We start from the raw sequence: 24,276 nt of genomic DNA, 5'->3' as shown, positions 1-24,276 counted from the left end.
GCCCCGCCACCACACCCCACTCGCACCCCCACCGCACCCAGCTCCCTCACAGAAAAATCCTGTCCGAATCATTGACGCACCCCGAGCCCCTCCGTAACTTGTGCCAGCAAGCGCTTACTTGAAACGATTCACGCAGGCGCCAATGACGTCGCGGGGAGGGCCCGACTGTGCCTAAGAACGGGAATGTTGAGAGACGAACGATCCTGAAGGTGGCCGGAGCCTCGGCTGCCACGCTGGGGCTGGCGGCGACGACCGGTTGTGGTGGTGAGAGTGGCGCCGGAGACGGGAATGTGACGCTCCGTTATGCGTGGTGGGGCGGCGAACCGCGCACCATCGCCATCAAGAAGTCGATCGCGCTCTTCGAGAAGAAGTACCCGAAGATTAAGATCAAGCCGGAATTCACCGACTACCAGGCGTTCTGGGAGAAGTTCCAGACACAGGCCTCCGGCGGAAATCCCCCGGACGTTTTCCAGAATGCCGTCGGCTTCCTGCGCAAGTACGACAAGCGCGGCGTTCTCATGGATCTCAAGGCACAGGCGGACGCCGGGAATCTGGACCTGGAGAACTTCCGCAACGGCGTTCTGGCGAACGGTCAGGTCGACGGAAAGCAGATCGGCGTCCCGGTCGGCGCCAACACCATGGCGCTCGTCATCGACCTCAAGGCCTTCGAGAGGGCGGGCGTCGAGGCGAAGTTCGGCTGGACCTGGGACGACTACTTCGCCGCGCTCCAGACGATCCAGGACAAGCTGAAGATCGCCGGCGACACCGGCTACTTCACCATCATGTACCTCTACGACCTCTACCTCCGCCAGAACGGCAAGGCCTTCTTCACCGACACCGACCTCGGCTTCACCGAGGACGATCTGACGCAGTGGTGGGCGGACGGCTACAAGCGCGTCAAGTCCGGCCTCGTCGCCGACCCCAAGAAGATCGAGCAGGTCTCGCCCAAGTCCGGACTGTCGGCGGGGCTCGCCGCGTCCGAGTTCACCTGGGACAACTTCTCCATCCGTTACGAGGGCGAGGGAGAGTCCGACTACGGGCTCGCGCCGATCCCCACCACCGACGGCAAGGACACCGGCCAGTACCTCGGTTCGCTGATGATGAGCGCCTTCTCGGGGACCGAGCACCCCAAGGAAGTCGCCCAGTTCATCTCCTTCATGGTCCACGACCCCGAGGTCGGCAAGATCATGGGCTACGACCGCGGCATCCTCGCCACCACCGAGCAGTACGACGCTTTCAAGCCGACCGACCCCAACAACAAGGGCGTCGCCGCCTACGAGGACGAGGTCGCCAAGGCCGGCGTACTCGGGAAGATCACCCCGCACCCGTCCGGCGCGGACGTCGTCGAGTCGGCCTTCCTGCGGATCGGCGGCGAGATCGCCCAGGGCAAGACCAAGCCGGCCGACGGCGCGAAGGCCCTGTTCAGCGAGGCCAAGGCCGCGTTCGCGGGCTGAGGGGACGTACCACCATGACGCTCGTCAAGGAAGCGCCCGTGCGCCCGGCCGGGAAGCGGACCGCCGCTCCCGCCCCCGGGCGGCTCGGGCGGCGCCGCGAGAACCTCGCCGGCTATCTCTTCATGTCGCCGTGGATCGCGGGGTTCCTGCTGCTCACCGCGGGGCCGATGATCGCCTCGCTGTACTACGCCTTCACCAGCTACAACCTCTTCACCCCGCCCAAGTGGGTGGGCCTCGACAACTTCACGACGATGTTCCAGGACCCGCGCTGGCAGAAGTCGGTCGAGGTCACCCTCAAGTACGTCGTCGTGGCCACCCCGCTGAAGCTGCTCCTCGCGCTCGGCGTCGCGCTGCTGCTCGCGCAGCGGCGGCGCGGACAGGCCCTGTACCGGGCCGCGTTCTACATGCCGTCGCTCATCGGAGCCAGCGTCTCCATCGGCTTCGTATGGCGGGCGCTGTTCTCGGACGACGCCGTCGTCGACCGTACGCAGAAGGTCTTCGGCCTCGACGCGGGCGGCTGGATCGGCAATCCGGACTACGTTCTCTACGCCCTGGTGGCGCTGAGCATCTGGCAGTTCGGCGCACCGATGGTCATCTTCCTGGCCGGACTCAAGCAGGTCCCGCAGGAGTTGTACGAGGCCGCCGAGATGGACGGGGCCGGTCCCCTCCGGCGGTTCTGGAACATCACGCTGCCGATGATCTCCCCGGTGCTCTTCTTCAACGTACTGCTGGAGTCCATCCACGCCTTCCAGGTGTTCGGCTCCGCGTACGTCGTCTCCGACACCCGGTGCGGGCCCGCCGACGCCACCCTCGTCTACACCTGCTACCTCTACCAGAAGGGCTTCAAGGAGGCCCAGATGGGCTTCGCCTCCGCGATGGCCTGGACGCTGGTGATCGCGGTGGCGCTCGTCACGGCGGTCCTGTTCTGGTCGCAGAAGAAGTGGGTGCACTACGAGGAGGCCGCCAAGTGACCACCGCCACCACCACTCCCGAGGCCGTCACTCCTGTCGCGCACACCGTGAACGAGCGCAAGCGCGTCGGATCCCTCGTCTGGCACGTGGGCGCCCTCCTCGTGCTCGCGGTCGTCCTCTACCCGGTGATCTGGGTGTTCGGCGCCTCGTTCAAGCCGAGCAAGGACATCATCGCCAGCCTCGACCTGCTGCCCGCGAAGCCCGTCTGGGCGAACTTCTCCGGCCTCGCCGACGGCATCTCGGGCATCTCCATCACCAGCTTCTTCACCAACTCGCTGATGTACGCGGGCCTCGCCGTCGTCGGCGTGGTCATCTCCAGCTCGCTCACCGCGTACGCCTTCGCCAAGATCCGGTTCGCCGGCCGGAACCTGCTCTTCACACTGATGATCGGCACCCTGCTGCTGCCTTACCACGTCCTGCTCATCCCGCAGTACGTGCTCTTCCGCAACCTCGGCTACATCGACACGCTCGTACCGCTCGTCCTGGGCAAGTTCCTGGCCACGGAGGCGTTCTTCGTCTTCCTGATGGTGCAGTTCATGCGCGGGCTGCCGCGCGAGCTGGACGAGGCCGCCAAGCTCGACGGCTGCGGACACCTGCGGACCTACTGGTCGATCGTGCTGCCGCTGAGCCGGCCCGCGATCATCACCAGCGCCATCTTCACCTTCATCAACGCCTGGAACGACTTCATGGGGCCGTTGATCTACCTCAACACCCCCTCCAAATACACCGTTTCGCTCGGTCTGATGATGTTCCGCGACCAGGAGGGCATCTCCAACTACGGCAGCATGATCGCCATGTCGCTGGTGGCGCTCGTGCCGGTCGTCGCCTTCTTCATGGCCTTCCAGCGCTATCTCATCGACGGTATGGCGACCTCCGGACTGAAGTGAGCGGAAAGACCGAGTGAGCAGAGAGGCTGAGGCGGTCACCATGGCCCCGACACGTGAGAAGGCCGACTCCCCGCGCAGGGAGCGCAGGGCACGCAGGGCACGCAGGGACTCCCTGTTCGGCGAGCGCTTCGCGGTCTTCGCCGAGTGTCTGCTCACCGGTGTGTGGATCGCCGTGGCCTCGCTCGGGATCGTCACCTACCCCGCCGCCCTCGCCGCCGGCGCACGTCATCTACGACGTCGTACGGCCCACGAGGTGAGCGGCTTGCGGGAGTTCGGCGCCGACTTCCGGGCGGCTCTGCGCGGCGGATGGCTCGTCGGGCTCGCCGGCTGGGCGGCGGTCGGCGCGGTCTGGGTCGACATCCTGGCGGCCCGGGCCGGGATTCCCGGCGGGCGGTTCGCCGGGGCCGTCGGCATCTTCGCGCTGATCGGCGTCACCGTAGCCCTGCTGCGGGCGACGGCCGTCTGGACGCCGGGCGCCTCCTGGCGGGCGCTGTTCGCGGACGCCGCTCGGCGGACCGTGCGCGATCCCGCCGGGTCCCTCCTGGTCGTCTGCGGGCTGGCTGTCGTGGCCCTGTCCGCGGGAATCCTGCCACCGCTGGCGGTGCCCGTCCTCGGGGCCGTATCGGCGGCGGCCGTCGCCGTCGAGGAGCGCTACCGGCACCGCTGACGAGCGGTGCCCCGGCACCAGGTCGGCGCCCGGGCGCCGCACCTCGCTCTGTCATGCCCCTGACTATTTCGTGTACTCGCAAGGACCCCGCACCCGTACGCAAAGGAAAGGCCGGATCCATGTCTCCCATCCCCCGCAGGTCCCTCCTCAAGGCCGCCGCGGTCGCCGGTGCCGCCGCCCAGTTCAGCTGGGCCCTGGGCGCGAAGGACGCGCAGGCCGCGCCGAGCGCCGCCGAGGCCGCCACCGACCCCGTGACCCTGGACTGGCTGGAGGACGGCGGCCTCGGCGCCGCCCCCGGCTCCACGGTCGGCGTGCCCTGGCCCAGGGGCACCTACGACGCCGACCAGACCTTCGCGCTCACCGACGCCGACGGCAAGGCCGTCCCCGTACAGTCATGGCCCCTCGCCTACTGGCCCGACGGCACCCTCAAGTGGACCGCGCACGCGGTGAGTTCGGGCGGCGCGGGGAAGCTGACGCTCGCCGCAGGCACCCCGGATGCCCCGGCCGCGAAGGTCACCGTCGACAAGCGCGGCGGAACCATCGACATCTCGACCGGCGTCATCACCGCCCGCATCGGCAAGTCCGGCTCCACGCTGGTGAAATCGGTGAGACGCGGTGCGACGGAGATCGCGAAGAACGGTCGGCTCGTCCTCATCCGCCAGCCCGAGATCGAGGACGAGGACCAGGGCGCCACCAAGTTCGAGCGCTTCGAGAGCGCCATCAGCGAGGTCGAGGTCGAACAGGACGGTCCCGTCAGGGCAGTTGTCCGCATCGACGGCAAACACCGCAAGGGCAGCCGAAGTTGGCTCCCCTTCTCGATCCGCCTCTACTTCTACGCCGGCGCCGACTCCTTCCGCATGGTCCACACCATCACCTACGACGGCACCCAGGAACCCGGCAAGGCCAGTGGCGACTTCATCCGCGGCCTCGGCGTCCGCTTCAACGTGCCGATGCGTGACGCCTCGTACGACCGCCACATCCGCATCGGCGGTGACGGCACCGGGCTCCTACGGGAGGCCGTCAAGGGCATCACCGGACAGCGCCGCGACCCCGGAGCGACCGTCCAGGCGGCCCAGTTCGCGGGGGAGAAGCTCGCCGACCCGTCGACCTGGGACCAGCGGGTCACCACCCGTCTCCAGTACATCCCCGAGTGGGGCGACTACACCCTCTCCCAGCTCTCCGCCGACGGCTTCACCCTCCGCAAGCGCACCAAGAAGGGCCACGGCTGGATCGGCGCCGGCGGCGGCAAGCGGGCCTCCGGCTTCGGCTACGTCGGCGGCGCGAGCGGCGGATTCTCCTTCGGGCTACGGGACTTCTGGGAGAAGCACCCCGCCCAGCTCGACATCCGCGACGCCCACACCGACGAGGCCGAGGTCACCCTCTGGCTCTGGTCGCCCGAGGCCCAGCCCATGGACCTGCGCTTCTACCACGACGGCATGGGCCAGGACACGTACGCGAAGCAGCTCGAAGGCCTCAACATCACCTACGAGGACTACGAACCCGGCTTCGGCACCCCCTACGGCATCGCACGCACATCCGAACTCCTCTTCTGGGCCAACGAGTCGACACCGACGCCGGAGGTGCTCGCCCAACAGGTCGAGTCCGTAAGGGTGTTGCCCCAACTCGCCGCCCCGCCGAAGCAGTTGATCAAGGCTCAGGTCTTCGGCCCGGGGCTGTACTCCGAGCCCGACCGCTCCACCCCCGCCAAGGCCAGGATCGAGGACCACCTCGACTTCCTCTTCACCTACTACAAGGACCAGGTGGAGCAACGCCGTTGGTACGGCTTCTGGGACTACGGCGACATCATGCACACGTACGACACCTACCGGCACCAGTGGCGGTACGACATCGGCGGCTACGCCTGGGACAACTCCGAACTCTCGCCCGACCTCTGGCTCTGGTTCGCCTATCTGCGCTCCGGCCGCGCCGACATCTTCCGCTTCGCCGAGGCGATGACCCGCCACACGGGCGAGGTCGACGTCTACCACCTCGGCCAGTGGGCCGGCCTCGGTACCCGGCACGGCGTCCAGCACTACGCCGACAGCGCCAAGCAGCAACGTATCGCCAACACCACCTACCGCCGCTACTACTACTTCCTCACCGGCGACGAACGCGTCGGCGACCTCATGCACGCCAACGTCGACAGCGACGAGACCTTCCTCGCCCTCGACCCCCTGCGCAAGATCCGCACCGAGCCCTACACCCCCGACCGGCACGCCCTGTCGATCGGCTTCGGCACGGACTGGAGCGGGCTGGTCTCGGCGTGGCTGACGGAGTGGGAGCGCAAGGGGCCCAAGTGGGAGAAGGCCAAGGCGCGGGTCCTGTCGACGATGGAGACCATCGCCGCCCAGCCGAACGGCTTCGTGCAGGGCAGCGGGCTGTACGACCTCGACACCGGGAGGTTCGCCGTCGCCGCGACACCCGTCGTCGGTGTCTCGCATCTCTCCGCCGTCTTCGGGCTCAACGAACTGTGCGCCGAACTCATCGACCTGGTCGACATGCCCGCGTTCAACCAGGCGTACTTCGACTACTGCCGCTACTTCAACGCCACCAAGGCCGAGCAGGCGGCGCGCTACGGCTCCAACTTCGGCACGCTGCTGCTGTTCCAGGGCCACTCGCGGCTCGACGCGTACGCCGCCGTACAGACCGGTGACACGAAGCTCGCCACGCGCGCGTGGGACAAGTTCTACAACTCCGACGGGTACAAGGAGTCGGCGCCCTGGAAGACGGAGGAGCTGAGCGGGCCGGTGGCACTGGTGCCGGGCAGTGAGGCCGCCTGGGTGTCGACGAACGACACCGCGTTGTACGGGCTTGCCGCCATCGAGAACCTGGCGCTGCTCGGGGACCGGATGCCGTAGCGGGTGGCTGGTCGCGCCCACGCGGCGGAGCCGCACATTGATACAGCCCCGCGCCCCTGGGGTGGGGTCAGCGGAGGCTTCCCAGGAAGTCCCGCATCTTTCGGGCGTCCCTGAGGCGTTGCTCGTAGGTAGCGCCCAGGGACAGGAGGAGAAGGCCGGCCAGGGCGGGCGGCACCCAGCGGGGGAGGGCGTCCGCCACCTGGATCAGGTAGGGGGCCAGTTCGTGCAGCGCGTCCAGGGTCAGGACCGTGCCGCCCAGGACGAGCGGTGCCTTGAGGCCGTGGCCGCCGCCCAGCAGCGTGATCGACAGCGCCGCCATGCCCAGCAGCAGGGGGCGCGTCCAGTGGGCGTCGTCCCAGGCCGCGGCGAGGCTCGGCAGGAGAGTGGCGGCGAGCCCGGGACCGTACGCCGTCCATGACGAGGTCCGTGGCTCGCGGCGCCTGCGCAGGTGGCCGACGAGCAGCGCCGGGACGCTCACCGGGACGGTGTACGCCTCGGGCGTCCCGACCTCCCAGGCCGCGAGGCGGACCCAGGTGGCCAGGACGAACAGCACCGCGGCCACGTAGCCGACGGAACGGCGGTCCGGGCGGATCGCCGTGCCCGCGGCGATCACTCCGCACAGCGCCAGGACCAGGGCGAGCAGGGGCAGTTCGGTGGCCGCGAGCCCGATCGCGAGCACACCCGCGGCGGCTCCGGCCGCCTCGACGGGCACGGTGGCCGGAGAACCCAACCGTGGCGCGAGTACGGCCGCCGCCACAGGCACCGCCAGGACGAGCAGGGCGGTGTGCGCGGGCTGCCAGCCCAGGGCCGCGCCGACCGCGCAGGCCAGCGCCGCCGCGTACGCGAGGGCGGCCGGAGCCGTGAAGGGCGCGAGCAGGGACTGCCACGAGGCCGCCGCGAACAGCGCGACCAGGACGGCCAGCACGGTGAGCGTCGCCCCCTGCGTGGCCAGCGAGAGGAACGCGAGACTCAGGGAGGCGGCCAGGGCGAGGGCGAGCGCCGTGAACCGGGGCGCGGGCTGCTGCAGAAACGCCGCCGCCGCGACGACAGCGACCGTCGTGAACCCTTGGATCAACAGGCCGACGGGGTACGGGAGTTCGAGGACCGCCGGAAGGGTCATGACCGTCGCCCAGACCAGGCCCAGTGCGCCCGTCAAAGCCCTGGGGCGCCACAACTCGCCCCGCACCAGCAGGACCAGCACGGCTCCCACTGCCGCCAGGACGACCGGAACCGCCGCCGCGTGCGCGGGCCAGGACGCGTCGACCGTCAGCGCGGCACGAGCGTCCGACGGCATGCCGGTCCACGCCCGCGATGCCCAGCCGACCGGCGCCAGCACCACCAGGCCCACGACGGGCAGCGTCCACAGCACGGCCAGCGCCTGTACGGCTCCGGAGGCCCAAGTCGTCCCGCGTCGTACCGCATCCGGCAGCCGCCCGATCCGGACCGCCGCCAACAAGGCCACCCCGCACGCCAGATGGGCCGGAACCGTCCACAACTCCGGCAGCACAGCGCGTCCCAGACCGCCGAACGCGGCGACCGTGAACAGCCCGGCGGCGATCGACAGGCCGAAGGCGCGCTTCTCGTTCGCCCCCTGCCACGCGGCGCCCAGCGCGATCGCCGCACCAAGGAGAAGAAGCCCCGCCGCACCGGCGGCGCCCGGACCGGAGGCCGTCCAGGACAGCCAACCGGCCGCCAGCACACCCGCGGAGCCGACTCCGTACGCGCCGATCGCCGCGACCACACGTACGGACCCGGCGGTCACCCGCAGCGCCACAGCCGCGTCGAACGCGGCCGTCGCCAGGAGCGCGGCCGTGACGACGTACGAACCCGCGTTCATCTGCATCGCCCAGCAGTACAGCGGGAGTTGGGCCGGGACGAGCGCGCAGGGCAGGGGCAGCCGCAGCCCGTTGGTGCGCGGCAGCAGGCCGTACGCCGTCCAGAGCACCGCCAGCAGCGCCGACGCGACCGCCGTGTACCCGGCGCCGCCCGTCTCCGTGAACGCGGCCTGCCACAGCGCGTACGCGTCCAGCACCATCAGGGCCAGGCCCAGGCCCGCCACCGACTCGGCCGTCGAACGCAGTCCCCGCCTCAGCAGGAGCACGGGTGCGCCGAGCGTCGCCGAGGTGACCGCGCCGAGCACCAGGGCCCGCCCGGCGATCCCCAGGTGTCCCCAGCTGACCAGCGTGAACACCGCCGCCGCGATCGTCAGCAGCACCCCGCCGAGCAGCAGCAGGAAGTTCTGCACGCCGGACGCGCCGGTCTCCGGGCGGGGCCGGGCGACGGCGGACGGGGCCGGGGCCGGCCTCGGTGGCTGCAGCGCGGCGACCAGCCAGGCCCGGCGGGCCAGCAACTGGGCCCGGCGGGCGTCGAGCTGCCACAGCTCGGAGTCGAGGAGCCGCAACTCCTCGGCCGGGGGCAGGATGTTCGTCATGCTCTGAAGAGTGGGCCAGGTCACGCCGAACGGCATGAGCGCGCGTACTCAGAACGTACTCAGATCCCGCACCACCGGCACCGCGCCGGGCACACTCGCCCCATGGACTGGAGCCACTACCGCTTCCACACCCGCTGGACCCTCACCGCGCCACCCACCACCGTGTACGACGCCCTCGCCCAGGCCGAGGACTACCCCCGCTGGTGGCCCCAGGTGCGCGAGGTCAACCCCATCGACGACACCAGCGGAACCATCCGCATCCGCTCCCTGCTGCCCTACGACCTGACCTTCACCGCCCGCGAGACCCGCCGCGACCCGGCCGCCGGCGTCCTGGAGATCGCCATGACCGGCGACCTCGACGGCTGGGCCCGCTGGACCCTCACCGCGACCCCCACCGGCACCCTCGCCCGCTACGACCAGGAGGTCGACGTCACCAAACCCCTGATGCGCGCCCTCGCAGTCCCCGGCCGACCGCTCTTCCGCGCCAACCACGCCCTGATGATGCGCGCCGGACAGCGCGGACTGGCCGCGCGCCTCCGCGCACGGTGAAGCGAACGGTCTGAACCAAGCGGTTTGAACCGAGCCCGCCCGGACCTGTATTGTTCAGTCCGTTCCCGGGCGATTAGCTCAGTGGGAGAGCGCTTCGTTCACACCGAAGAGGTCACTGGTTCGAACCCAGTATCGCCCACCGGGATTTGGCCGGTCCGTCACCGACGGACCGGCCTTCTTCATGTGTACGGTCACGCAGCCGCCGACAGCTCCGGACGCAGCGGCCACGCCGGATCCACCGCCTCCTCCGAACCGCTCTTCGCGAACCACGCCTGCAGCCCACGCGCCTGCGCCGCGTGCCACACCGCCTGCAGCGTGTGCAGTTCGGCGGGGGACAGCCGCTCAAGCCGGGTCGAGAAACGGCGCCCGACCGCCCGTACGACCTCCAGCGAGGCCAGCGCGTCCGCCGCCGCGTCGTGTGCGCCCTCCAGCGCGACTCCGTAGTGCGCGCACAGGTCCGTCAGCGTGCGGCGGCCTTTGCGATAGCGGTCCAGGTGTTTGTCCAGGACCCGGGGGTCAAGGACCAGCAGCGGCGCCGACTCGAACCAGCGGTCGAGCGACGAGGCGCGATGGCGGCGCAACTCCCGGTCCAGCATGGTCAGATCGAAGGGCGCGTTCATGATGACCAGCGGGCGGCCCGCCGCCGCCTGCTCGGCCAGCGCCCGGGCTATCTCCTCCACCACAGGGGACGGCCAACGGCCGTTGCGCTGCAGATGTTCGTCCGTCAGCCCGTGCACCGCCGTCGCCGAAGCGGGCACCGGCACACCCGGGTTGATCAGCCAGCGGCTGATCCGCGGCCGGATGGCCGGACCCTCCTGGACCACGACGGACGCCGACACGATCCGGTCGGTCTCGACGTCCACACCCGTGGTCTCCGTGTCGAACGCGGCCAAGGGGCCCTCGTACCAGCACGTCATACCTACACAACTCCTCGTTCACCCACGGCAGCTGACGCACCGTCTTCTGCCCGTTTGGTGATACCCGGGCTGTTTGCGCCGTACGCCGGAAGGAGACAACAGAGGTACAGGTTTACGCACTTCAGCGGCCTGTCACTCTATTCATCCGGTTTGGAAGGCACTTGGTCATGGCGATAGCGCAGCCCGAACGGGGCGGGCTGCTGCCCGAGCGCACGGCACCCCACAGAGGCACCCTCGCCACCACCGCCTGTATGGAGACCCTCCAGGTGGGCTATCTGCACGCCGTCGCGGCGGCGGCCGGCTGCTCGCTGTCCCAGCCGTTCCCCGACAACGGCATCGACTGGCACGTCAGCCACGGCTCACCCGGACACACGGTCGACGACGAGGTCACCATCAAGGTCCAGCTGAAGGCCACGTACCAGATCGCGCCGAACCCGCCGGGCCCCTACTTCTCCTTCACGCTCGACAACGCCCACCTCGCGAAGCTCGCCCGCACCCCGGTCTCCGTGCACAAGATCCTCGTCGTGATGCTCGTACCGCGCGCGCAGGACGACTGGCTGCGCGCCAGCCACGACCGGCTCGACCTGCGGCACTGCTGCTACTGGGTCAACCTCGCAGGGCAGCGAATAACCGGCCGGCACCGGACCACCGTGCGGATACCGACCTCACGCATCTTCGACGACCGCGCGCTCTGCGAGATCATGACGCGGGTCGGGACGGGAGGCAGACCGTGACGCACCGGCCCACCGAGGAGCCCCTGCGGGCCGTCCGGCCGCACCCCGTCGACACCCCCTGGGACAACGAACCGCCCCCGCCCGAGCAGGTCGACCCCGCCGTCCTCGGCGCTCTCCTGCGCCGGCACGGCTGGCAGCGCCGCGGGGGAGCCCCCGGACGATACGGCCGCTGGACCCCACCCGGGCCCGGCGGCAACGGCACGAGCCTCCTCGTGCCCGAGAGCCGGGCCTACCCCGACAGCGACGACCTGCTCGCCGAGGCCCTCGTCGCCCTCACCCGCAGCGGATCGCCCGCGGCGCGGGAGGTGCTGATCGGCCTGGCCGTGCCCAGCGACGAGATCCGCTGGTGGCGGGACGTCCCCACCGGTCCCGCCGGTGTCGCCACCTGGCCCGTCGAGGAACAACTCCGCTCGGCCGCCCGCCGCATGATGCTCGCCGGAGCACTGGCCACACGCGCGCGTGCCGGTTACTACGGTGCCCGCCACCGCAGGACCGCCGCCGCGCTCCTCGAACACGTACTCGTCGGCGCCGCACCGGCGGGCCGCAGCCTCACCGCCTTCGTCCCCGTCGACACCGGCCGCCCCCTCGCCGTACGCCTCCACCAGGCCCTGTACGCCGCCCGCGAGGCCATCGACTACCACCGGGCCACCGGCGGCATGGACGCCTTCGACGGCGCAGTCGAGGCAGGCGTCAGCCACGAGCTGACCGAGGCCCTCGTCGCCCTCGTGCGCGGTACGGAGGGCGCCCGCGTCGCCGTCGAGTGGGCACCCGGAGCCGAGGTCCCCGAAGGCTGCTCGGCCACCACCGAGCCCGTCGAGTTCTCACCCGGCGACCTCCCCGTCCTGCGCGCGGCCGGCACCCGCTACCTGCGCGAGGAACCCTCGGTGCCGGTCCGGATCACCGGCACGGTCGTACGAATGCGCAGGTCGGGGCCGCGCGGGGAAGGCGCCGTACGACTACGCGTCCTCGCCGGCGCCGAGATCCCGCACGTCCGGATGACGCTGGACGAGGAGGCGTACCGGATCGCCGGGCAGGCCCACCTGGTCGGGCTGCCGGTGCGGGTGCACGGCCGGCTGGAGAGCCGGGGCGGCTTCCGCAGGCTGACCCAGGCCTCCGAGGTCGTACCCGTCCAGGTCGACGACGCGGAGCGGGACCGGCTGATGAAGTCCCTCCAGGAGAACCTCGACTTCTTCGAGGAGGCGTGCAGCGGGGACGACTGAGGGCGGTGGCGGCCGGGGCTTCGCGTTATCTGTTTCGCGGTGGGCGGGGCGGGGTCGGTACGATCCTCACTTGCGCGCGCTCTCGGTATGGCGCCGCATCCACCTTCAGTCAGGAGAGACCGGTGTCAGACGTCCGTGTGATCATCCATCGCGATTCCGAGCGGGAAGAGCGCGTGGTGACGACGGGGACTACGGCCGCCGACCTCTTCGCCGGCGAACGTACGATCGTCGCCGCGCGCGTGGGCGGGGAACTCAAGGACCTCGCGTACGCGGTGGCGGACGGCGAGGAGGTCGAGCCCGTCGAGATCTCCTCCAAGGACGGCCTCGACATCCTGCGCCACTCCACCGCCCACGTCATGGCCCAGGCCGTGCAGGAGCTGTTCCCCGAGGCCAAGCTCGGTATCGGTCCGCCGGTCAAGGACGGCTTCTACTACGACTTCGACGTCGAGAAGCCGTTCACGCCCGAGGATCTCAAGGCCATCGAGAAGCGGATGCAGGAGATCCAGAAGCGCGGTCAGCGCTTCTCCCGCCGTGTGGTGACCGACGAGGCAGCCCGTGAGGAGCTGGCGTCGGAGCCGTACAAGCTGGAGCTGATCGGCATCAAGGGCTCTGCGTCGACCGACGACGGCGCGAACGTCGAGGTCGGCTCCGGTGAGCTGACCATCTACGACAACCTCGACGCCAAGACCGGCGAGTTGTGCTGGAAGGACCTCTGTCGCGGTCCCCACCTGCCGACCACCCGGAACATCCCGGCGTTCAAGCTGATGCGCAACGCCGCCGCGTACTGGCGGGGCAGCGAGAAAAATCCGATGCTCCAGCGCATCTACGGCACCGCCTGGCCCTCCAAGGAGGAGCTGAAGGCGCACCTCGACTTCCTGATCGAGGCCGAGAAGCGCGACCACCGCAAGCTCGGCAACGAGCTGGACCTGTTCTCCATCCCGGAGCAGATCGGCTCCGGCCTCGCCGTCTTCCACCCCAAGGGCGGTGTCATCCGCCGGGTGATGGAGGACTACTCGCGGGCGAAGCACGAGGAAGCCGGCTACGAGTTCGTCTACACCCCGCACGCCACGAAGGGGAAGCTCTTCGAGACCTCGGGCCACCTGGACTGGTACGCCGACGGCATGTACCCGCCCATGCAGCTCGACGAGGGCGTGGACTACTACCTCAAGCCCATGAACTGCCCGATGCACAACCTGATCTTCGACGCGCGCGGCCGTTCGTACCGTGAACTGCCCTTGAGGTTGTTTGAGTTCGGCACGGTGTACCGGTACGAGAAGTCCGGCGTCGTGCACGGCCTCACCCGCGCCCGGGGGTTCACTCAGGACGACGCGCACATCTACTGCACGCGCGAGCAGATGGCGGAGGAGCTGGACAAGACGCTCACCTTCGTCCTCGGGCTGCTGCGGGACTACGGCCTGACCGACTTCTACCTGGAGTTGTCGACCAAAGACCCGGAAAAGTTCGTCGGCTCCGACGAGGTCTGGGAAGAGGCCACGGAGACACTCCGGCAGGTGGCCGAGAAGCAGGGGCTTCCGCTGGTTCCGGACCCGGGCGGCGCCGCCTTCTACGGGCCGAAGATCTCTGTCCAGACGCGCGATGCCATTGGCCGTACCTGGCAGATGTCGACCGTCCAGCTCGACTTCAACCTGCCGGAGCGGTTCGACCTGGAGTACACGGGTCCGGACGGTTCCAAGCAGCGGCCGGTCATGATCCACCGCGCCCTGTTCGGCTCCATCGAGCGGTTCTTCGCGGTCCTCCTGGAGCACTACGCGGGGGCGTTCCCGGCGTGGCTGGCTCCTGTGCAGGCGGTCGGTATCCCGATCGGGGACGGGCACGTGGAGTACCTGGAGAAGTTCGCGGCCGAGGCGAAGAAGAAGGGGCTGCGGGTCGAGGTCGACTCGTCGTCCGACCGGATGCAGAAGAAGATCAGGAACGCTCAGCGCAACAAGGTTCCGTTCATGATCATTGTTGGCGATGACGACATGAACGCGGGCACGGTGTCGTTCCGGTATCGCGACGGTTCACAGGAAAACGGGATTCCGCGTGACGAAGCGCTGGCGAAGCTCGTTGATGTGGTGGAGCGCCGAGTGCAGGTGTGATTGCTCCCCGCCGACGCGGGGATGGTCCGAAGATCCGGAAGGCGCACAAGCATAAGGTGCCATTCTCCCCGCCCACGCGGGGATTCAGGCCCCCGGGGTATTCCCCGGGGGCCTCTCGTCGCCCTCCCGCGAGAACACCTGAAGCAGCCACGACGAGAACGACCCCGTCACCGCCCCCAGCAGCGCCAGCCCGCACGCCATCAGGCCCACCGCGACCAGCCGCCCCACCGGAGTCACCGGGGACACATCGCCGTAGCCGACCGTCGCGAGCGTCGCGCAGGTCCACCAGGCCGCGTCGCCGAACGTCCGGATCGTCGCCCCCGGCGCCGCGTGCTCCTGCTGGTACACGGCCAGGGCGCCCGCGAAGCCGAGCAGGGCCACCGACAGGCCGGCGTACACTGCCACGCGTGCGTGCAGCGCGAGCCGGGGCTCGCCGTGCCGGTGCAGTACGGCCTCGTAGAACCTGACCACGCGCAGTGGGCGCAGCAGGGGGAGGAGCAGGACGAGGGTGTCGAGCCAGTGGGTGCGGACGAATCGGGGGCCCTCGCCGCTCAGCCGCCAGTGCACGGTGTAGTCGAGCGCGAAGGCCGCCCAGGTGACCAGCAGGACGGTGAGGCAGATGAGCTGTCCGGCGTCGGAGAGGTCGTCGTCGAGTACGTGGACCGCGTACGCGGCGAGATAGAGGAGTGACGCCGTGCCGAGGGGAAGCTCGGTGCGTCGCTCCCAGCGTTTCGTGCGGCTGTCGTCGTCCATGCCGTCAGCTTGGCCGGGGGAGTCCTGGCGTATGCCCCGGCGACACGCTCCATATGGGCGAAGCAATATGCTGCATGGCATGACGAGTGAGCCGGAGCAGCAGATCGGAGTCGGGACGCAGGACGCGTTTCAGCGCCTGTGGACGCCTCACCGGATGGCCTATATCCAGGGTGAGAACAAACCGACCGGCCCCGGTGCCGACGACGGCTGTCCTTTCTGTTCGATCCCGGCCAAGTCGGATGAGGACGGTCTTGTCCTCCAGCGTGGTGAGCAGGTCTACGCGGTGCTCAATCTGTATCCGTACACGGGTGGGCATCTGATGGTGGTGCCGTACCGGCATGTCGCCGACTACACGGATCTGACGGACTCCGAGACCGCCGAGCTGGCCGAGCTGACCAAGCAGGCGATGGTGGCCCTGCGCCGGGCGTCCGGTGCGCACGGGTTCAACATCGGGATGAACCAGGGCACGGTGGCGGGTGCGGGCATCGCGGCCCATCTGCACCAGCACATCGTGCCGCGCTGGGGTGGCGACACGAACTTCATGCCGGTGGTGGGGCACACGAAGGTGCTGCCGCAGCTGCTGGGTGACACGCGGAAGATGCTGGCGGAGGCATGGCCCGCCGGTTCCTCCGGGGTGTGAGGACCGGCGGGGGTCCGGGGGCCGTGCCCCCGGACGTCACGCGTCGTAGGCGTCGGCCTTGCGGGGCATCGGGTCCTGTACGAGTGTGCTGAGGAACGACGAGCGGTTGCCGAACTTCTCGGTGTCCACGCCGTTCTCCTCCAGGACCTTGATCGCCGCCGCGTGGACGACCCGCAGCACGGGTGTGGCCGTGCGCAGTACGTCGTCGGCCATGAAGCGGTGCGGCCAGGGCTGTTCGGCCCAGGAGTGGCGCAGGCCGAAGGGTTCCGGGAGGGCCAGTGAGCCGCCGAGCCAGTTGAGCAGCGGCGGGTACCAGGTGAGGGGGGCGCGGGCGGTGAGGCGTACGACCTCGTCCGCGTCGACCAGGGGGAGTTTCACCTTGCGGGTCTCCCAGAAGCGGACCGACTTCTGGACTTCCTTCTCCTTGGCCCCGGGCTTGCTGGTGAAGAGGGAGTGGACCGGGCCGAGTGCGTGGCCGGTCAGCTCGATGCGCAGGGTTTCGTGGAGCACGGTGACCGTGATGAGCATCGTGATGACCAACTGGCCGCTCCACAGGGTCCACTGGACGCCGAGGTAGTGCCGCTGGCCGTCGCCGAACTGCTGTTTGTTGCAGATGTCCTGTATCGCGTGGTTCTTGATCATGTAGGCGTCGACGTCCGTGCCGCTGGGCCGGGAGACCTCCTTGGCGCCGGCGCCGACGGGGGAGACGATCCAGTGCTTCAGGGACGGCTTCGGGAAGCCGCCGGTGTTGAGCGGGCCGCGCTCCAGCATGCGGAGCTGGTCGTGGATCGCGCGTATGACGTCCCAGCTGCGGAAGGGGTGGATCTCCTTGGCGGCGTCGCGGGGGACGAGGTTCTCGGCGAGCTGCCAGGTGCCCCAGCGGGTGCCCATGCCGAGTATGCCCTTGTGGCCGGCGTAGAAGACGGAGTTGGACTGCTGTTCGGCGCTGAGCCGGGCCAGCTCCTTGCGGAGGTGTTCGGCGGCGGTCTCGCCGGGGCTGCCGGGGACGGCCTCGGGGATCTTGGCGCCGACGCCGCCGCCGGCGAGCAGGGCGGCCCAGCGGTCGCGCAGGTCCTGGGCGGTGCGTTCGCAGATCTGCTTGGCCCAGAGCCAGCCGACGACCGGGAGGACGACGCACGCGCGTGCGTACCAGGCCCAGAAGCCGGTGAAGGGCATCTTGATCAGGAAGATCACGGCGAAGGCGCCGACGGCGACGAGGAGGGTGGTGGCGAGGGCGGAGGCCCGTTTGTCCTCGCGTTTGGCGATGCTGGCGCGGCCGACGAAGACGGCCAGCCACAGCAGGAGTCCGGGCAGGAAGAGCACCCCGCACAGGACCATCACCGCGGAGAGCCAGTTGTCGCGGTCGCGCCGGATGCGGTGGGCCGCGAGGGCGTGTTCGACGACGACCTGCGGTTCGGTGCCGAAGGACTGGATGAGCGGCTTGCGGCCGGCGCCGAGCATGCGGTCGATCACGGCGCGGGAGAAGGCCTCGCCGAGCTTGGGCCGGAAGAGCTTTCCGAACGCGCCTCGGGGGGGCTTGACCGTCGACTGGTGCCATTCGTTGTCGGCTTCGAGGATCTTGGTGACCTCGTCGTCCTCCCGGTAGGCCGCCGAGGCCAGCGCGAAGGTCGCCGCCGTCTGGCCCGCGGAGCCCGACAGGGGCACCTGTGCCCCTGGGCTGAAATCGAAACCGTCGTCCGCCACTGTGCCGCCCCCTCGCCGCTGTACCCGCTCCTGCGGCCTTTCCCGACTTCCTTGCCCCGCACACCTGTTGAACAGGTCGTCACGTTGATCGAGTCGCGACTTGATCAGGTGATCAGCGTATCCGCAGCCACCGACAATTGGGGCGGCGGACGGCAGAAGCCGTCCGCCGATCTGGAGGGGCGGGTTCCGCAAAGGCCACTTGTCGGGCGCTCGGCAGCAACTACGGGGCGGCCTTGGCCTGTTCGCGGACCTTCTCGGCGATCTGCTGGGGCATGGGCTCGTGCCGTGCGTACCTGCGGTCGAAGCGGGCGGTGCCGTGCGAGAGGGAGCGCAGATCGACGGCGTACCGGCCGATCTCGATCTCGGGGACCTCGGCGCGTACGAGGGTCCGGCCGCCGCCCGCCTGTTCGGTGCCGACGACCCGGCCGCGCCGGCCGGACAGGTCGCTCATCACGGAGCCGACGTAGTCGTCGCCGACCAGGACGGTCACCTCGGCCACGGGTTCGAGGAGATGGATGGTCGCGTCGGCGGCGGCCTCGCGCAGGGCGAGCGCGCCGGCGGTCTGGAAGGCGGCGTCGGAGGAGTCCACCGAGTGCGCCTTGCCGTCGAGCAGGGTGATGCGTACGTCGATGAGCGGATGACCGGCGGCGATCCCCTTGGCGGCCTGGGCGCGTACGCCCTTCTCGACGGAGGGGATGAACTGCCGGGGTACGGCGCCGCCGACGACCTTGTCGACGAACTCGATGCCCGAGCCGCCCGGCAGCGGTTCCACCTCGATCGCGCAGATCGCGAACTGCCCGTGCCCGCCGGACTGCTTCACATGGCGTCCGCGCCCCGCGGAACGGCCGGCGAACGTCTCCCGTAGGGAGACCTTGTGCGGTACGACGTCGACCTGGACGCCGTAGCGGCCCCGCAGCCGTTCCAGGGCGACGTCCGCGTGGGCCTCGCCCAGGCACCACAGGACGACCTGGTGGGTGTCCGGGTTCTGTTCGAGCCGCATGGTGGGGTCCTCGGCGACGAGCCGGCCGAGGCCCTGGGAGAGCTTGTCCTCGTCGGCCTTGCTGTGCGCCTGGATGGCGAGCGGCAGCAGGGGGTCGGGCATCTCCCACGGCTCCATGAGGAGCGGGTCGTCCTTCGCGGAGAGGGTGTCGCCGGTCTCCGCGCGGCTCAGTTTGGCGACGCAGGCGAGGTCGCCCGCGATGCAGTGGCTGAGGCTGCGCTGCTGCTTGCCGAAGGGCGCGGACAGGGCGCCGATGCGCTCGTCGACGTCATGGTCCTCGTGGCCCCGGTCGGCGAGCCCGTGCCCGGAGACGTGGACGGTCGCGTCGGGCCGCAGGGTGCCGGAGAAGACGCGGACCAGGGAGACCCGGCCCACGTAGGGGTCGCTGGCCGTCTTGACGACCTCCGCGACCAGGGGGCCGTTCGGATCGCAGAGCTTCAGCTCGCGCGGGCGGCCGTCGACGGTGGTGACCCCGGGTGCCACGCGCTCCAGGGGGGTGGGGAAGCCGCCGGTGACCAGTTCCAGCAGCTCCACGGTGCCGAGGCCCTGCTTGGCGCCGTCGGCGGCGGGGGCGGCGGCGAGCACGGGGAAGAAGGTCCCGCGCGCGACGGCTCGTTCCAGGTCCTCGACGAGGGTCTTGAAGTCGATCTCTTCGCCGCTGAGATAGCGGTCCATGAGGGTCTCGTCCTCGCTCTCCGCGATGATCCCCTCGATGAGCCGGTTGCGGGCCTCCTCGATGCCAGGGAGCTGCTCGGGGCCCGGTTCGGACTCCTTGCGCTCCCCGGAGGAGTAGTCGAACAGCTTCTGCGACAGCAGTCCGGTCAGCCCGGTCACGGGCGCGTGCCCGTCAGGGCCGGCGGCGCCGTGCAGCGGCAGATAGAGCGGCAGTACGGCGTCGGGGTCGTCCGCGCCGAAGGCCTCCGCGCAGGTCCGCGTCATGTCGTCGAAGTCCGCGCGCGCGGACTCCAGGTGCGTGACGACGATGGCCCGCGGCATGCCGACCGCCGCGCACTCCTCCCACACCATCCGGGTCGAGCCGTCCACCCCGTCCGCGGCCGAGACGACGAAAAGGGCCGCGTCCGCCGCTCGCAGACCGGCCCTGAGTTCCCCGACGAAGTCGGCGTATCCGGGGGTGTCCAGAATATTGATCTTGTACCCGCCCCATTCGACGGGCACCAGGGAGAGCTGCACCGAGCGCTGCTGCCGGTGCTCGATCTCGTCGTAGTCGGAGACGGTGCCGCCGTCCTCCACGCGGCCCGCCCGGTTGACGGCTCCCGCGGTCAGTGCGAGGGCCTCCACCAGTGTCGTCTTGCCCGATCCGGAGTGGCCGACCAGCACCACATTCCGTACGGACGCGGGGTGGTCGGCCGCTGTAGCCCTGCCGGCGGCTCCGGGGTGTGCGTTCGCCTTGTCGCCCATGGTCCTGCCTCCCGTGCACGGTGAGGTCACTGTGGGCGCGGACGTGGCCGATCCGCGTGCGGTGGCGGCTCCGGTGGCGCCCGCGGTGCTTTCGAGCTTTGCACTCGCGTCACGAAGCGTCCATACGGCGGACGCGATCGCGATGCGGGAGGGCTCTGACGGGGTGATCCGGGCATCCGACATGCCGCCGTGACCCGGATGCCGTCAGGACGTGACACGGGGGTGCGGGTGCCCGACCGTCGCACACGCGCACGCGTGGCTACGATGGGCCAGCCGGTGGCCACTAGGGGCCGCGCGGCGAAACCGACCCTCGGGAAGGCCATGCTGAACAAGTACGCGCGTGCATTCTTCACGCGTGTCCTCACACCGTTCGCCGCGTTTCTCATCCGCCGGGGCGTCAGCCCCGACACGGTCACGCTCCTCGGCACCGCCGGAGTGATCGCGGGCGCGCTGGTCTTCTACCCCAGGGGTGAGCTTTTCTGGGGCACGATCGTCATCACGCTGTTCGTGTTCTCCGACCTGGTGGACGGCAACATGGCCCGCCAGCTGGGCCGTTCGAGCCGCTGGGGCGCCTTCCTGGACTCCACGCTCGACCGGGTGGCCGACGGCGCGATCTTCGGCGGCTTCGCCCTCTGGTACGCGGGTGGCGGCGACGACAACGTCCTGTGCGCGGTCTCGATCTTCTGTCTGACCAGCGGCCAGGTGGTCTCGTACACCAAGGCGCGCGGCGAGTCGATCGGTCTGCCGGTCGCCGTCAACGGTCTGGTGGAGCGTGCCGAACGCCTGGTGATCTCGCTGGTCGCGGCCGGTCTGTCGGGCCTGCACGCGTTCGGTGTGCCCGGCATCCAGTATCTGCTGCCGGTCGCCCTGTGGATCGTCGCCGTAGGCAGCCTGGTCACGCTGATCCAGCGCGTCGTCACGGTCCGCCGGGAGTCCGCGGAGGCCGACGCGGCGGCCGAGGGCGAGAACGCGGCCCAGAACAGCGAGGCCACGTCGTGAGCGATCTACGGGGGCGGCTGACGGACGGGGCCTACGCGCTGGGCTGGAGCGCCGTCAAGAAGCTCCCGGAGGCCGCCGCCGTCCGCCTCGGCCGGACCATCGCCGACCTCGCCTGGAAGCGGCGCGGGGAGCGCGTACTACGGCTGGAGTCGAACTACGCGCGCGTGGTGCCCGACGCGACACCGGAGCGGCTCGCCGAGCTGTCCCGCGCGGGCATGCGTTCGTATCTGCGCTACTGGATGGAGTCCTTCCGGCTCCCGTCCTGGAGCCCGGAGCGGGTGAGGACGGGCTTCGAGCCGAAGGACCTGCACCACCTCACCGACGGGCTGGCCTCGGGCAAGGGCGTGATCCTGGCGCTGCCGCACCTGGGCAACTGGGACCTGGCGGGCGCCTGGGTCACGACGAAGCTGGAGACCCGGTTCACCACGGTGGCCGAGCGCCTCAAGCCGGAGTCCCTGTACGACCGTTTCGTCGCCTATCGCGAGGGCCTGGGCATGGAGGTCCTGCCGCACAGCGGTGGCACCGCCTTCGGCACCCTGGCACGGCGGCTGCGGGACGGCGGCCTGGTCTGCCTGGTCGCCGACCGGGACCTGTCCGCCTCGGGCGTCGAGGTGAAGTTCTTCGGCGACACGGCCCGGATGCCGGCCGGCCCGGCCCTGCTGGCCCAGCAGACGGGCGCGCTCCTCCTCCCGGTGACCCTCTGGTACGACGACTCGCCGGTCATGCGGGGCCGGGTCCATCCCCCGATCGAGGTACCCGAGACAGGTACCAAGGCCGAGAAGACGTCTGTCATGACACAGGCGCTGGCTGATGCCTTCGCCACGGGAATCGCCGATCACCCGGAGGACTGGCACATGCTGCAGCGACTGTGGCTCGCGGATCTCGACCCCGCGAAGGACCCCGCGAAGGACCCCGAGAAGGACCCTGACAAGGACCCGGCCAAGGATCCCGAGAAGGGGACCCCGTGAAGATCGGCATCGTCTGCCCGTACTCCTGGGACGTACCGGGCGGCGTCCAGTTCCACATCCGCGATCTCGCCGACTACTTCATCCGCCTGGGCCACGACGTCTCCGTCCTCGCCCCCGCCGACGACGACACCCCCCTCCCGCCGTACGTCGTCTCGGCCGGCCGCGCGGTCCCGGTGCCGTACAACGGCTCGGTGGCCCGCCTGAACTTCGGGTTCCTCTCCGCGGCCCGGGTACGCCGCTGGCTGCACGACGGCGAGTTCGACGTGCTGCACATCCATGAGCCGACCTCGCCCTCGCTGGGCCTGCTGGCCTGCTGGGCGGCGCAGGGCCCCATCGTGGCGACGTTCCACACCTCGAACCCCCGCTCCAGGGCGATGATCGCCGCGTCCGCGATGCTGCAGCCCGCTCTGGAGAAGATCAGCGCGCGGATCGCGGTGAGCGAGTACGCCCGGCGCACCCTGGTCGAACACCTGGGCGGCGACGCGGTCGTCATCCCCAACGGCGTCGACGTCGACTCCTTCGCCGGGGCCAAGCCGAAGCCAGAGTGGCAGGGCGACACGATCGGCTTCATCGGCCGCATCAACGAGCCGCGCAAGGGCCTGCCGGTCCTGATGAAGGCCCTCCCGAAGATCCTCGCCGCCCGCCCGGCGACCAGGCTGCTGGTGGCGGGCCGGGGCGACGAGGAGGAGGCCCTGGAGGGCCTGCCGAAGGAACTGCGCTCGCGCGTCGAGTTCCTGGGCATGGTGAGCGACGAGGACAAGGCACGGCTGCTGCGCAGCGTGGACGTGTACATCGCGCCCAACACGGGCGGCGAGAGCTTCGGGATCATCCTGGTCGAGGCGCTGTCCGCCGGGGCACCGGTGCTGGCCTCGGACCTCGACGCGTTCGCCCAGGTCCTGGACCAGGGATCGGCGGGCGAACTCTTCACCAACGAGGACGCGGACGCCCTGGCCGAGACGGCGGTACGGCTCCTGGGCGACCCCGAGCGCCGGGCCGAGCTGCGGGAGCGGGGCAGTGCGCATGTGCGGCGGTTCGACTGGTCGACGGTGGGGGCGGACATCCTGTCGGTGTACGAGACGGTGACGGACGGGACGACCGCGGTGGCGGCGGACGAGCGGACGGCTACGGGGTTGCTGGCGCGGTTGGGGCTGGCGGCGCGGGACTGAGCGAGGCCGCGCCTCTTGTCGGCCGGTTCGGGAGCCCCGCCCGTCCGGCCTTTGAGGACGAGGCCGTTCAGGCCGAAGCGGGGGCCCGGGGGCGGCAGCCCCCGGACGACGGCCACCTGACCGCCTTCGCGGAACCAGCGGAGCGCCCCTGTAGCGTTGCCGACCGTGACCGCAACCCTCATCTGGATCCTGGCCGGGCTCGTCGTGATCGGCCTCTACCTGAGCTGGACCGCCGGACGACTGGACCGACTGCACGCCCGTATCGACGCGGCGCGCGCCGGGCTGGACGCGCAGTTGCTGCGCCGGGCCTCTGTCGCCCAGGAGTTGGCGACGTCGGGTGTCCTGGATCCGGCCGCGTCGATCGTGCTGTACGAGGCGGCGCATGCCGCCCGGCAGGCCGAGGAGGAGCAGCGGGAGGTCGCCGAGAGCGAGCTGAGCCAGGCGTTGCGGGCCGTGTTCGCGGAGGCGCCGCAGGTGGAGGCGGTGCGGGAGGCGCCGGGTGGGGAGGCTGCGGCGGGTGAGCTGACCGAGGCGGTGCGGAGGGTGCCGATGGCTCGGCGGTTCCACAATGACGCGGTGCGGGCGGCTCGGGCGTTGCGGCGGCATCGGAAGGTGCGGTGGTTCCGGCTGGCGGGGCATGCGCCGTTTCCCCTGGCGTTCGAAATGGACGACGAGCCGCCGCCGGCACTGGCGGAGCGGGCGTCGGCGTAAGGGTCTTTTCTTCGCCCCCGCCGCCCCTACCCGTACCCATCCTCGGGGGCTCCGCCCCCGAACCCCCGTTGTCGCGCTGAACGCGCTCGTCCTCAATCGCCGGACGGGCTGGGTATGTCAGCCCGTCCG

At 70.2% G+C, this 24,276-nt stretch carries 19 protein-coding genes and 1 tRNA gene; 15 read left to right on the top strand and 5 right to left on the bottom strand.

Going from position 1 to position 24,276, the window contains the following annotated elements:
• Positions 1 to 167: 167 nt before the first annotated feature.
• The 5 genes from CW359_RS43535 (at position 168) to CW359_RS43515 (ending at position 6,837) form a co-directional block, all read left to right on the top strand.
• Positions 168 to 1,454, top strand: coding sequence for an ABC transporter substrate-binding protein (locus tag CW359_RS43535; protein ID WP_105975805.1), 1,287 nt, complete (start codon positions 168 to 170; stop codon positions 1,452 to 1,454).
• A 14-nt stretch (positions 1,455 to 1,468) separates the two neighbouring features.
• Complete coding sequence (locus CW359_RS43530; protein ID WP_105975804.1) at positions 1,469 to 2,425, top strand: carbohydrate ABC transporter permease; 957 nt, start codon at positions 1,469 to 1,471, stop codon at positions 2,423 to 2,425.
• Positions 2,422 to 3,312 (top strand): carbohydrate ABC transporter permease, encoded by an 891-nt coding sequence (locus tag CW359_RS43525; RefSeq protein WP_105975803.1) that lies wholly within the window; start codon positions 2,422 to 2,424, stop codon positions 3,310 to 3,312. The genes CW359_RS43530 and CW359_RS43525 overlap by 4 nt, the downstream gene beginning before the upstream one ends.
• Before the next feature lie 40 nt (positions 3,313 to 3,352).
• On the top strand, positions 3,353 to 3,979 hold the full coding sequence (locus CW359_RS43520; protein ID WP_105975802.1) for a hypothetical protein: 627 nt from the start codon (positions 3,353 to 3,355) through the stop codon (positions 3,977 to 3,979).
• 119 nt (positions 3,980 to 4,098) lie between these two features.
• On the top strand, positions 4,099 to 6,837 hold the full coding sequence (locus CW359_RS43515) for an exo-rhamnogalacturonan lyase family protein (protein ID WP_105975801.1): 2,739 nt from the start codon (positions 4,099 to 4,101) through the stop codon (positions 6,835 to 6,837).
• A 67-nt stretch (positions 6,838 to 6,904) separates the two neighbouring features.
• On the opposite strand, the gene CW359_RS43510 is transcribed toward CW359_RS43515, so the two are convergent.
• Positions 6,905 to 9,304, bottom strand: coding sequence for an SCO7613 C-terminal domain-containing membrane protein (locus CW359_RS43510; protein ID WP_105975800.1), 2,400 nt, complete (start codon positions 9,302 to 9,304; stop codon positions 6,905 to 6,907).
• A gap of 66 nt (positions 9,305 to 9,370) precedes the next feature.
• Here CW359_RS43510 and CW359_RS43505 point away from each other — a divergent pair, with 66 nt between their 5' ends.
• Together CW359_RS43505 and CW359_RS43500 are read left to right on the top strand one after the other, a co-directional pair.
• Positions 9,371 to 9,817, top strand: a complete 447-nt coding sequence (locus CW359_RS43505; protein WP_105975799.1) for an SRPBCC family protein — start codon at positions 9,371 to 9,373, stop codon at positions 9,815 to 9,817.
• Positions 9,818 to 9,884: 67 nt separating this feature from the next.
• Positions 9,885 to 9,956: transfer RNA gene (locus CW359_RS43500), tRNA-Val, on the top strand.
• A gap of 52 nt (positions 9,957 to 10,008) precedes the next feature.
• On the opposite strand, the gene CW359_RS43495 is transcribed toward CW359_RS43500, so the two are convergent.
• Entirely contained in the window at positions 10,009 to 10,734 is a 726-nt protein-coding gene (locus CW359_RS43495; protein ID WP_105975798.1) for a 3'-5' exonuclease, read from the bottom strand.
• A gap of 167 nt (positions 10,735 to 10,901) precedes the next feature.
• On the opposite strand from CW359_RS43495, the gene CW359_RS43490 reads away from it, so the two are divergent.
• The 3 genes from CW359_RS43490 (at position 10,902) to thrS (ending at position 14,787) form a co-directional block, all read left to right on the top strand.
• A complete protein-coding gene (locus CW359_RS43490; RefSeq protein ID WP_105975797.1) occupies positions 10,902 to 11,468 on the top strand; it encodes a DUF4365 domain-containing protein in 567 nt (188 codons plus the stop codon).
• Positions 11,465 to 12,688 (top strand): hypothetical protein, encoded by a 1,224-nt coding sequence (locus CW359_RS43485; protein ID WP_105975796.1) that lies wholly within the window; start codon positions 11,465 to 11,467, stop codon positions 12,686 to 12,688. Before CW359_RS43490 ends, CW359_RS43485 begins: the two co-directional genes overlap by 4 nt.
• A 122-nt stretch (positions 12,689 to 12,810) precedes the next feature.
• Positions 12,811 to 14,787, top strand: a complete 1,977-nt coding sequence (gene thrS / locus CW359_RS43480; RefSeq protein WP_105975795.1) for a threonine--tRNA ligase — start codon at positions 12,811 to 12,813, stop codon at positions 14,785 to 14,787.
• An 84-nt stretch (positions 14,788 to 14,871) separates the two neighbouring features.
• Here the strand turns inward: thrS and CW359_RS43475 are convergent, their stop codons facing one another.
• Positions 14,872 to 15,540, bottom strand: coding sequence for a potassium channel family protein (locus CW359_RS43475; protein ID WP_105975794.1), 669 nt, complete (start codon positions 15,538 to 15,540; stop codon positions 14,872 to 14,874).
• 67 nt (positions 15,541 to 15,607) lie between these two features.
• Between CW359_RS43475 and CW359_RS43470 the strand changes: the two genes are divergently transcribed.
• Complete coding sequence (locus CW359_RS43470) at positions 15,608 to 16,180, top strand: HIT family protein (protein ID WP_105975793.1); 573 nt, start codon at positions 15,608 to 15,610, stop codon at positions 16,178 to 16,180.
• A 36-nt stretch (positions 16,181 to 16,216) separates the two neighbouring features.
• Here CW359_RS43470 and CW359_RS43465 read toward each other — a convergent pair whose 3' ends face one another.
• Together CW359_RS43465 and CW359_RS43460 are read right to left on the bottom strand one after the other, a co-directional pair.
• Positions 16,217 to 17,884, bottom strand: coding sequence for a hypothetical protein (locus tag CW359_RS43465; protein WP_105975792.1), 1,668 nt, complete (start codon positions 17,882 to 17,884; stop codon positions 16,217 to 16,219).
• 220 nt (positions 17,885 to 18,104) lie between these two features.
• Positions 18,105 to 20,303: an elongation factor G-like protein EF-G2 gene (locus CW359_RS43460; RefSeq protein ID WP_105975791.1), complete on the bottom strand. Its 2,199-nt coding sequence runs from the start codon at positions 20,301 to 20,303 to the stop codon at positions 18,105 to 18,107.
• A 264-nt stretch (positions 20,304 to 20,567) separates the two neighbouring features.
• On the opposite strand from CW359_RS43460, the gene pgsA reads away from it, so the two are divergent.
• From pgsA to CW359_RS43435, 4 genes are all read left to right on the top strand, one after another.
• Entirely contained in the window at positions 20,568 to 21,302 is a 735-nt protein-coding gene (gene pgsA, locus CW359_RS43450; RefSeq protein WP_105975789.1) for a phosphatidylinositol phosphate synthase, read from the top strand.
• Positions 21,299 to 22,270, top strand: a complete 972-nt coding sequence (locus CW359_RS43445) for a phosphatidylinositol mannoside acyltransferase (protein ID WP_105975788.1) — start codon at positions 21,299 to 21,301, stop codon at positions 22,268 to 22,270. Before pgsA ends, CW359_RS43445 begins: the two co-directional genes overlap by 4 nt.
• Positions 22,267 to 23,436, top strand: coding sequence for a glycosyltransferase family 4 protein (locus CW359_RS43440; RefSeq protein ID WP_105975787.1), 1,170 nt, complete (start codon positions 22,267 to 22,269; stop codon positions 23,434 to 23,436). Before CW359_RS43445 ends, CW359_RS43440 begins: the two co-directional genes overlap by 4 nt.
• 165 nt (positions 23,437 to 23,601) lie before the next feature.
• Entirely contained in the window at positions 23,602 to 24,147 is a 546-nt protein-coding gene (locus CW359_RS43435; protein WP_105975786.1) for a LemA family protein, read from the top strand.
• The last annotated feature ends 129 nt before the right edge of the window (positions 24,148 to 24,276 follow it).

Source organism: Streptomyces geranii (genome assembly GCF_002954775.1).
In the GTDB taxonomy this organism is placed as follows: domain Bacteria; phylum Actinomycetota; class Actinomycetes; order Streptomycetales; family Streptomycetaceae; genus Streptomyces; species Streptomyces geranii.
The sequence above is the reverse complement of the archived record's forward strand: the minus strand, read 5'-3'. Positions and strand labels throughout refer to the sequence as shown.

Coding starts and splice junctions, on each gene's coding strand:
- CW359_RS43470 (WP_105975793.1), top strand. CDS start 15,608: ATGCTGCATGGCATGACGAGTGAGCCGGAGCAGCAGATCGGAGTCGGG.
- CW359_RS43475 (WP_105975794.1), bottom strand. CDS start 15,540: ATGGACGACGACAGCCGCACGAAACGCTGGGAGCGACGCACCGAGCTT.
- CW359_RS43520 (WP_105975802.1), top strand. CDS start 3,353: ATGGCCCCGACACGTGAGAAGGCCGACTCCCCGCGCAGGGAGCGCAGG.
- CW359_RS43530 (WP_105975804.1), top strand. CDS start 1,469: ATGACGCTCGTCAAGGAAGCGCCCGTGCGCCCGGCCGGGAAGCGGACC.
- CW359_RS43505 (WP_105975799.1), top strand. CDS start 9,371: ATGGACTGGAGCCACTACCGCTTCCACACCCGCTGGACCCTCACCGCG.
- CW359_RS43460 (WP_105975791.1), bottom strand. CDS start 20,303: ATGGGCGACAAGGCGAACGCACACCCCGGAGCCGCCGGCAGGGCTACA.
- pgsA (WP_105975789.1), top strand. CDS start 20,568: ATGGGCCAGCCGGTGGCCACTAGGGGCCGCGCGGCGAAACCGACCCTC.
- CW359_RS43515 (WP_105975801.1), top strand. CDS start 4,099: ATGTCTCCCATCCCCCGCAGGTCCCTCCTCAAGGCCGCCGCGGTCGCC.
- CW359_RS43495 (WP_105975798.1), bottom strand. CDS start 10,734: ATGACGTGCTGGTACGAGGGCCCCTTGGCCGCGTTCGACACGGAGACC.
- CW359_RS43490 (WP_105975797.1), top strand. CDS start 10,902: ATGGCGATAGCGCAGCCCGAACGGGGCGGGCTGCTGCCCGAGCGCACG.
- CW359_RS43510 (WP_105975800.1), bottom strand. CDS start 9,304: ATGCCGTTCGGCGTGACCTGGCCCACTCTTCAGAGCATGACGAACATC.